Origin of the sequence: Cohnella sp. OV330 (assembly GCF_900112065.1) — a bacterium.
Lineage (GTDB): Bacteria > Bacillota > Bacilli > Paenibacillales > Paenibacillaceae > Cohnella.
This window is the reverse complement of record NZ_FOKE01000026.1, coordinates 1-5755: the sequence shown is the minus strand read 5'-3', so window position 1 is coordinate 5755 and position 5755 is coordinate 1. Positions and strand designations below refer to the sequence as shown.

Here is a 5755-nt window from a genome sequence, read left to right as displayed (position 1 = left end):
GCTAAAGGGCTATGACCCGTGACTAACCCATCTTACCGGGGGCGCTCGTTTTTATGCAAAGCGCAAAATTAACGCTCTACAGGAATCCTAACGGAGAACGTTAGTTGAACAAGGACAGCGGCAGTCTAAGACTTTATTTTTCAAGTCTTGGTCTGCCGCTGCTTCATTTTTATTGTCGGTCTAATACTTATTTTTCTGACTCTGACGATATTCAATCCTCACAAAACCACGTCAGATCATGTTTTTCAGTCTAGAACTTTATTTTCACTGGACACAAGATGAAAATGTTGGAGTGAGGATTAAAAATTGCGATCTAACAAGATCCCTGTTTGCTCTGCCATCACACGAGGCGATAAGAGCATTCCATTCCGGAACCACCATTCCACTGCACCCACGACCGCAGCTCCAAAAAATTGAAGAATAATATCTTCACTTAATCCTTCATTCTGTCCGTCGGTTACATCTACTTCAACTTTATACTCTTGGACAACTAAATCAAGGAATCGACTGCGAAAATAAGCTGCGCTTTTCGTATTTAGCATGGTAGTAAAGAACAAATGGTTCGCAGCAAAGTATTCGAACCAGACATAGTTTCCTTCTTGGAAGGTCATCTCGGATGCAGAATGGCAAAGCTCACGGAGATTGCCGATATGTTCTTCAATAAGCTTATCAAGCAAATCATATTTATCCATGTAATGGAGATAGATAGTTCCTCGATTCACATTGGCCCTGTCGGAAATATCCCGAATGGTTATATCATCGAAGCTTTTTTCGGTCATCAGTTCAATAATGGCTCTCTTGATTGCTTCTTGAGATTTGAGTACCCTTCGGTCCACTTCTAATAGCTCCTTCAGAGATAATCGGCAATTTTGGTCAGGTTGTTGAGTAACGCACACATTGCGGAGAACTGATTATTGCAAGCATTAGGCTTCCGTTTAAAATTATAAACGTGAGTTTATTAAAAGATCAATGTCCATTTCGGTTGGAATTGTCCAGAAATATTATGTTCGAGCTCGGCACAACTTATAAGGAGGATACAATTCATGGGCACATGGTCGAACGAAGATCTGCTCAAAATTAAGGATGCTGATAACCTTCACATCTCACCGTTCCGCGAAGATGGCGTAACCTACGGCACCCCGACATGGATCTGGTCTGTTGTAGTTGAAGGTTCCCTCTATGTACGAGCCTATTACGGGCAGAACTCCCGTTGGTACCAAGCAGCAATTCGACAGAAGGCAGGACGAATTACGATCGCCGGCATGACGAAGGAAGTCTCTTTTGAACCGATCGAAGGACAGACGAATGACGTCATCGACGATGCGTACCGTGCGAAATATAAGGGGAGTCCCTATCTTGATTCAATGATCAGCACGAGAGCCCGTTCTGCGACCGTCAATGTTTTACCACGAGAGACCAGAACCTAATATACAACAATTCAACCGCTCGTTTGATCCTTAATGAGGCAAAGGGAGGAACAAAAAATGGAGTATACGAAACTTGGGAATACTGGCTTGGATGTATCCCGGATTTGTCTGGGTTGTATGGGTTTCGGCGATCCATCCAAAGGTCATCATCGTTGGGTGCTCGATGAGAAGAGCGCTCGCCCGATCATTCAAAAAGCGCTGGATATCGGAATCAATTTTTTCGATACCGCAAACGTATATGCCGAGGGCACAAGCGAGGAAATTGTGGGAAAAGTGCTGAAGGAGCTTGCCGACCGGGATGAGATCGTCATCGCGACGAAGATCCATGGACGCATGCATCAAGGACCCAATGGTGCCGGACTTTCCCGCAAAGCGATCATGAGCGAAATCGACAAGAGCCTGAAGAGGTTGAAAACGGACTACGTCGATTTGTACCAAATTCATCGTTGGGATTACAACACGCCCATCGAAGAGACGATGGAGGCGCTGCACGACGTAGTTAAGGCTGGCAAGGCGCGATACATCGGCGCTTCGGCCATGTGGGCATGGCAGTTCCAGAAGGCATTGCACGTAGCCGAGAAAAATGGGTGGACCCGATTCGTATCGATGCAGAATCATCTGAACCTCATTTACCGAGAAGAGGAACGGGAGATGCTGCCGCTTTGCAAGGAAGAAAAGATCGGCGTCATTCCTTACAGCCCGCTCGCAGGAGGAAGGTTGGCGCGGGAGGCAGCCACGCCTCGTGCCGAAACCGATGAGGTCGCCAAACAGAAATACGATGCCGCAGCAGACTTGGATCAAGCGGTGGTCGACCGGGTTGCGAATCTTGCGGAGAAACATGCCGTCCGCCGCGTTCACATCGCACTTGCGTGGCTGCTGCATAAAGAACCAGTGACCGCCCCCATTGTTGGCGCGACGAAGATCACCCAACTCGAGGACGCGGAAACTGCACTTTCCCTTAAATTGATTCCTGATGAAATTGCATTTTTGGAAGAACCGTATGTGCCGCACCGAGTCGTTGGGCATTTTTAAGGCAAGAAAGGAGCATCCGTTATGCCTGTGATTACCATTGAAGCAGCTAAATTGACGATGGAACAAAAAAGAAGTTTAGCAAAAGAACTGACCGCGTCAGCTTCTAAAATCATGAATGTATCGGAACAAGCCCTTTATGTGTTCATTAAGGAAAATGAAACAGAAAATATTGGCGTTGCAGGTCAGCTAATAGCTGACAGAGGATAAATCACTTTACTCAAATTTAATTACAACAAGGAGAAGTCACAATGAAAACACTCGTTCTCGTATTTCACCCCGACTTAGCTGCTTCTCGTGTGAATCGACGCTTTACGGAAGAAATGGAGAAGCAAGAGGGAGCTACTGTACATCGTGTTTATGAGGCTTACCCCGATGAAAAGATCAATGTCGCGGCAGAGCAGAGACTTTTGGAGCAACACGATCGCATCGTTTTACAATTCCCGTTCTATTGGTATAGTACACCTTCATTGTTGAAAAAATGGGAGGATGCCGTTCTTACGTATGGATGGGCTTATGGAAGCAAGGGAGACAAGTTACACGGTAAAGAACTGCTAATCGCGGTTTCTACCGGTGCAGCACTAGAAAACTACCATCCAGACGGTAACTTTAGATACACCGTTCCAGAACTGCTGCGACCGCTTCAGGCAACCAGCAATTTAATTGGAACCCGCTATTTGGAGCCGTTTATCGTTTATGGAGTTATGCAGCACCTGTCTGACGAGGAGCTTGAGCAAAGTGCCAAAGATTTCGTGGCGTATGCATTGAATCCTGAACTTGCCCTGCTTGCCGCACGGTAAGAAATCTTTTTCGAGCGGGATGAAACATGAAAACCGTTCGATTACAAAATGAAACCATTCCTTCGATTGCTCTGGGCACGTGGTCGTGGGGTACAGGAGGAGGAGCTGGCGGGGATGCCGTTTTCGGGAACTACTTGACGGCATTCGATTTGAAGCCGGTATTCGACGCAGCGATGGAAGCTGGATTCAATTTTATTGGATACTGCAGCAGTATATGGCATGGACGCCTCGGAAACGATTCTGGGCAGCTTTACCAAAGGCCGTAAAGATGTGCTCCTCTCCACGAAATTCACTCCGCAAATCGCCGGGGACAGCGAGAACGCTGTCGAGGAACTACTGGATGGAAGCTTAAAGCGGCTTGGCGTGGACCATGCAGATATTTATTGGATACACAACCCGGCTGAGGTGCAAAGATGGACGCCAAAATTGATCCCTTTGATGAAAAGCGGAAAAGTAAAATACGTAGGTGTCTCCAATCACAGAGGATGCTGTAAAAGCTTCCGAACTGAGTTTAATAGCGCAAGAGATAAGTGATCTGGAAGCAGCCGCCAAAGAGACCGGGGTCGAGATCAGGGGTTCGTGGGAAAAACCGATGCATTAACGGCAGTTCTTGATTGTAGCAACGATAGTTAACTTGGGGAGGTTTGTTATGAATCGAATTGAAAAGAGCAAAGAAACGTATAAACGTCTATTTGGCGACGGAGTACCCGCAGCCTATGCTACCGATCCTGACTTTCAGGAAATCCTGAGCCGCTTCATATTTGGGGAAGTTTTCGATCAAGGCAAGCTGGACGATAAACAGCGCGAGTTGATCACCCTGGTAGTGCTTGCTGCTAACCAAACCCTCCCTCAGCTCAAGGCACATGCCAACGCCGCGCTGAACGTTGGACTTACACCAGTGGAAATCAAAGAAGCTATTTACCAGTGCGCGCCATACCTTGGATTCCCCAAAACGCTAAACGCGGTCAACGAGGTCAATGAGGTTTTCAAAGCAAGAAATATCGAATTACCGCTGGAAAGCCAGACGCAAGTTACGGATGATACTCGTCTTGAAAAGGGACTTGCCGTTCAGACCGAGATTTTTGGCGACGTTATCGCCAAAATGCGCGAAAGTGCTCCAGATAACCAAAAACACATTCAGGACTATCTTTCTGGTTTCTGTTTTGGTGACTTCTATACCCGCAACGGCCTTGATCTACAAACAAGGGAATTGCTGACACTGTGCATCATAAGTGCGCTCGGTGGCGCGGAAGGGCAAGTAAAGGCCCATGTGCAGGGCAACAAAAATGTGGGCAACGACAAGGAAACATTGATTGCTGCCATTACTCACTGTCTGCCCTATATGGGCTTTCCTAGAACGCTGAACGCCATAGCTAAAATCAATGAAGTGATTCCGGAATCATAACCAAACCTGGAAACGGCAGCTGTAAGGTTGCCGCTTCTAAAGTCGACTGAGATCGAGGTTATTTCCGCCAATCAAATTAATCAAGCGTGGGAGCGCGTGCTAGCGTCGGATGTCCGTTATCGTTTTATAAACGACACTAGCACGATGGAGAATGAATAACGATTCCTCCCTGGACAACAGGAGGGGCACGCCTACACGGTGTGCCTCTTTCGTTGAAGCCGGCCGCCATTTTGTTTTCTAAAACAAGGAGGACCGTTCACGGTAGATATGTACCTTTCATCGTGAAGTTATTTTTTGCTTGGTTAAAACTGAGGATTAAGTGTTGACACTGTATATAATATGAACGAACTCAAAGAGGTTAATGTCGGAGGACAAGAACATACATCCTTTAGAAGCGCGCCCCGTGTGTTTTTTTATTTTATGAATGCAAGTTCTTGTCCAAAGCACTGGACAAGAACTTGCATTCATTCCCGATTGAGGACAAGAATTTACATTGATTACCGCGGCGATTGCCGACATTATGCTCCCTCGAAATGATTCAGTTTCCTCACTCAGACTCATGAATTCGCAGGATTTCATCCTCAAGTTAGTACGAAGAAGAGATTCTAGGAGGAGCCGGTAGCTGAACGGGAACCTTGTACCCCCTTAATCAAAAACCAGTTTGACTTTAATCGAATGATCGTTTAATATACAGTCATGAGACATAAGGACGAGAATAAAAATCAAGCCATATTTGATTCTACGATCCAACTCATTAACGAAGTTGGATTCGTGGATATTTCGATGTCAAAAATAGCAAAGCGAGCTGGGATTTCTTCAGCGACCATTTATGTTTATTATCAGAACAAGGAGGATTTATTACTAAAGCTGTATCTTAATGTGAAGGAAAAGCTGAGTAGAAGCATGGTCTTGAATATTCATGAAGGGCTGGATGCCAAAGAGCTCTGTTATACGTTTATGAAAAATTCATTAGCGTTCATGATTCAAAATAAAGACTGGTTTCTCTTCTTGGAACAATTCACGACATCGCCATTTATGAACAAGTTTTATGAAGATGACGATACTGCGCTTATGTTCAAATCCTTGATTCGTTA

General features: G+C 45.8%; 8 protein-coding genes and 1 pseudogene. 8 read left to right on the top strand and 1 reads right to left on the bottom strand.

The window, feature by feature from the left end; all coding sequences use genetic code 11:
- Positions 1-299 precede the first annotated feature (299 nt).
- Positions 300-836 carry a TetR/AcrR family transcriptional regulator gene (locus BM235_RS31490; RefSeq protein ID WP_255374692.1) on the bottom strand — a complete coding sequence of 179 codons (537 nt, stop codon included), beginning with the start codon at positions 834-836 and terminating at the stop codon, positions 300-302.
- A gap of 207 nt (positions 837-1043) precedes the next feature.
- Here BM235_RS31490 and BM235_RS31485 point away from each other — a divergent pair, with 207 nt between their 5' ends.
- The 8 genes and pseudogenes from BM235_RS31485 to BM235_RS31455 form a co-directional block, all read left to right on the top strand.
- Positions 1044-1427 carry a DUF2255 family protein gene (locus BM235_RS31485; protein WP_090118226.1) on the top strand — a complete coding sequence of 128 codons (384 nt, stop codon included), beginning with the start codon at positions 1044-1046 and terminating at the stop codon, positions 1425-1427.
- A 57-nt stretch (positions 1428-1484) separates the two neighbouring features.
- The gene (locus tag BM235_RS31480) at positions 1485-2459 is read left to right on the top strand and encodes an aldo/keto reductase (RefSeq protein ID WP_090118225.1); all 975 of its coding nucleotides are present in this window, start codon (positions 1485-1487) and stop codon (positions 2457-2459) included.
- A gap of 21 nt (positions 2460-2480) precedes the next feature.
- Positions 2481-2666 (top strand): 4-oxalocrotonate tautomerase DmpI, encoded by a 186-nt coding sequence (gene dmpI / locus BM235_RS31475; RefSeq protein ID WP_090118224.1) that lies wholly within the window; start codon positions 2481-2483, stop codon positions 2664-2666.
- A gap of 41 nt (positions 2667-2707) precedes the next feature.
- Positions 2708-3256, top strand: coding sequence for an NAD(P)H-dependent oxidoreductase (locus tag BM235_RS31470; RefSeq protein ID WP_090118223.1), 549 nt, complete (start codon positions 2708-2710; stop codon positions 3254-3256).
- 219 nt (positions 3257-3475) lie between these two features.
- Positions 3476-3790: an aldo/keto reductase gene (locus BM235_RS32410; protein WP_199408969.1), complete on the top strand. Its 315-nt coding sequence runs from the start codon at positions 3476-3478 to the stop codon at positions 3788-3790.
- Between the two features lie 115 nt (positions 3791-3905).
- The gene (locus tag BM235_RS31460; RefSeq protein ID WP_090118222.1) at positions 3906-4661 is read left to right on the top strand and encodes a carboxymuconolactone decarboxylase family protein; all 756 of its coding nucleotides are present in this window, start codon (positions 3906-3908) and stop codon (positions 4659-4661) included.
- Positions 4662-4709: 48 nt separating this feature from the next.
- A pseudogene (locus BM235_RS32820) lies at positions 4710-4820 on the top strand (alcohol dehydrogenase); the annotation flags it as partial.
- 612 nt (positions 4821-5432) lie between these two features.
- Positions 5433-5755, top strand: a 323-nt coding sequence (locus tag BM235_RS31455; protein WP_255374297.1) for a TetR/AcrR family transcriptional regulator, incomplete at its 3' end; no start/stop codon positions are given.

Bases quoted from the DNA above. Each gene is read 5' to 3' on its own strand.
- dmpI (WP_090118224.1), top strand. From the start codon at position 2,481: ATGCCTGTGATTACCATTGAAGCAGCTAAATTGACGATGGAACAAAAA.
- BM235_RS31470 (WP_090118223.1), top strand. From the start codon at position 2,708: ATGAAAACACTCGTTCTCGTATTTCACCCCGACTTAGCTGCTTCTCGT.
- BM235_RS31485 (WP_090118226.1), top strand. From the start codon at position 1,044: ATGGGCACATGGTCGAACGAAGATCTGCTCAAAATTAAGGATGCTGAT.
- BM235_RS32410 (WP_199408969.1), top strand. From the start codon at position 3,476: ATGGACGCCTCGGAAACGATTCTGGGCAGCTTTACCAAAGGCCGTAAA.
- BM235_RS31480 (WP_090118225.1), top strand. From the start codon at position 1,485: ATGGAGTATACGAAACTTGGGAATACTGGCTTGGATGTATCCCGGATT.
- BM235_RS31460 (WP_090118222.1), top strand. From the start codon at position 3,906: ATGAATCGAATTGAAAAGAGCAAAGAAACGTATAAACGTCTATTTGGC.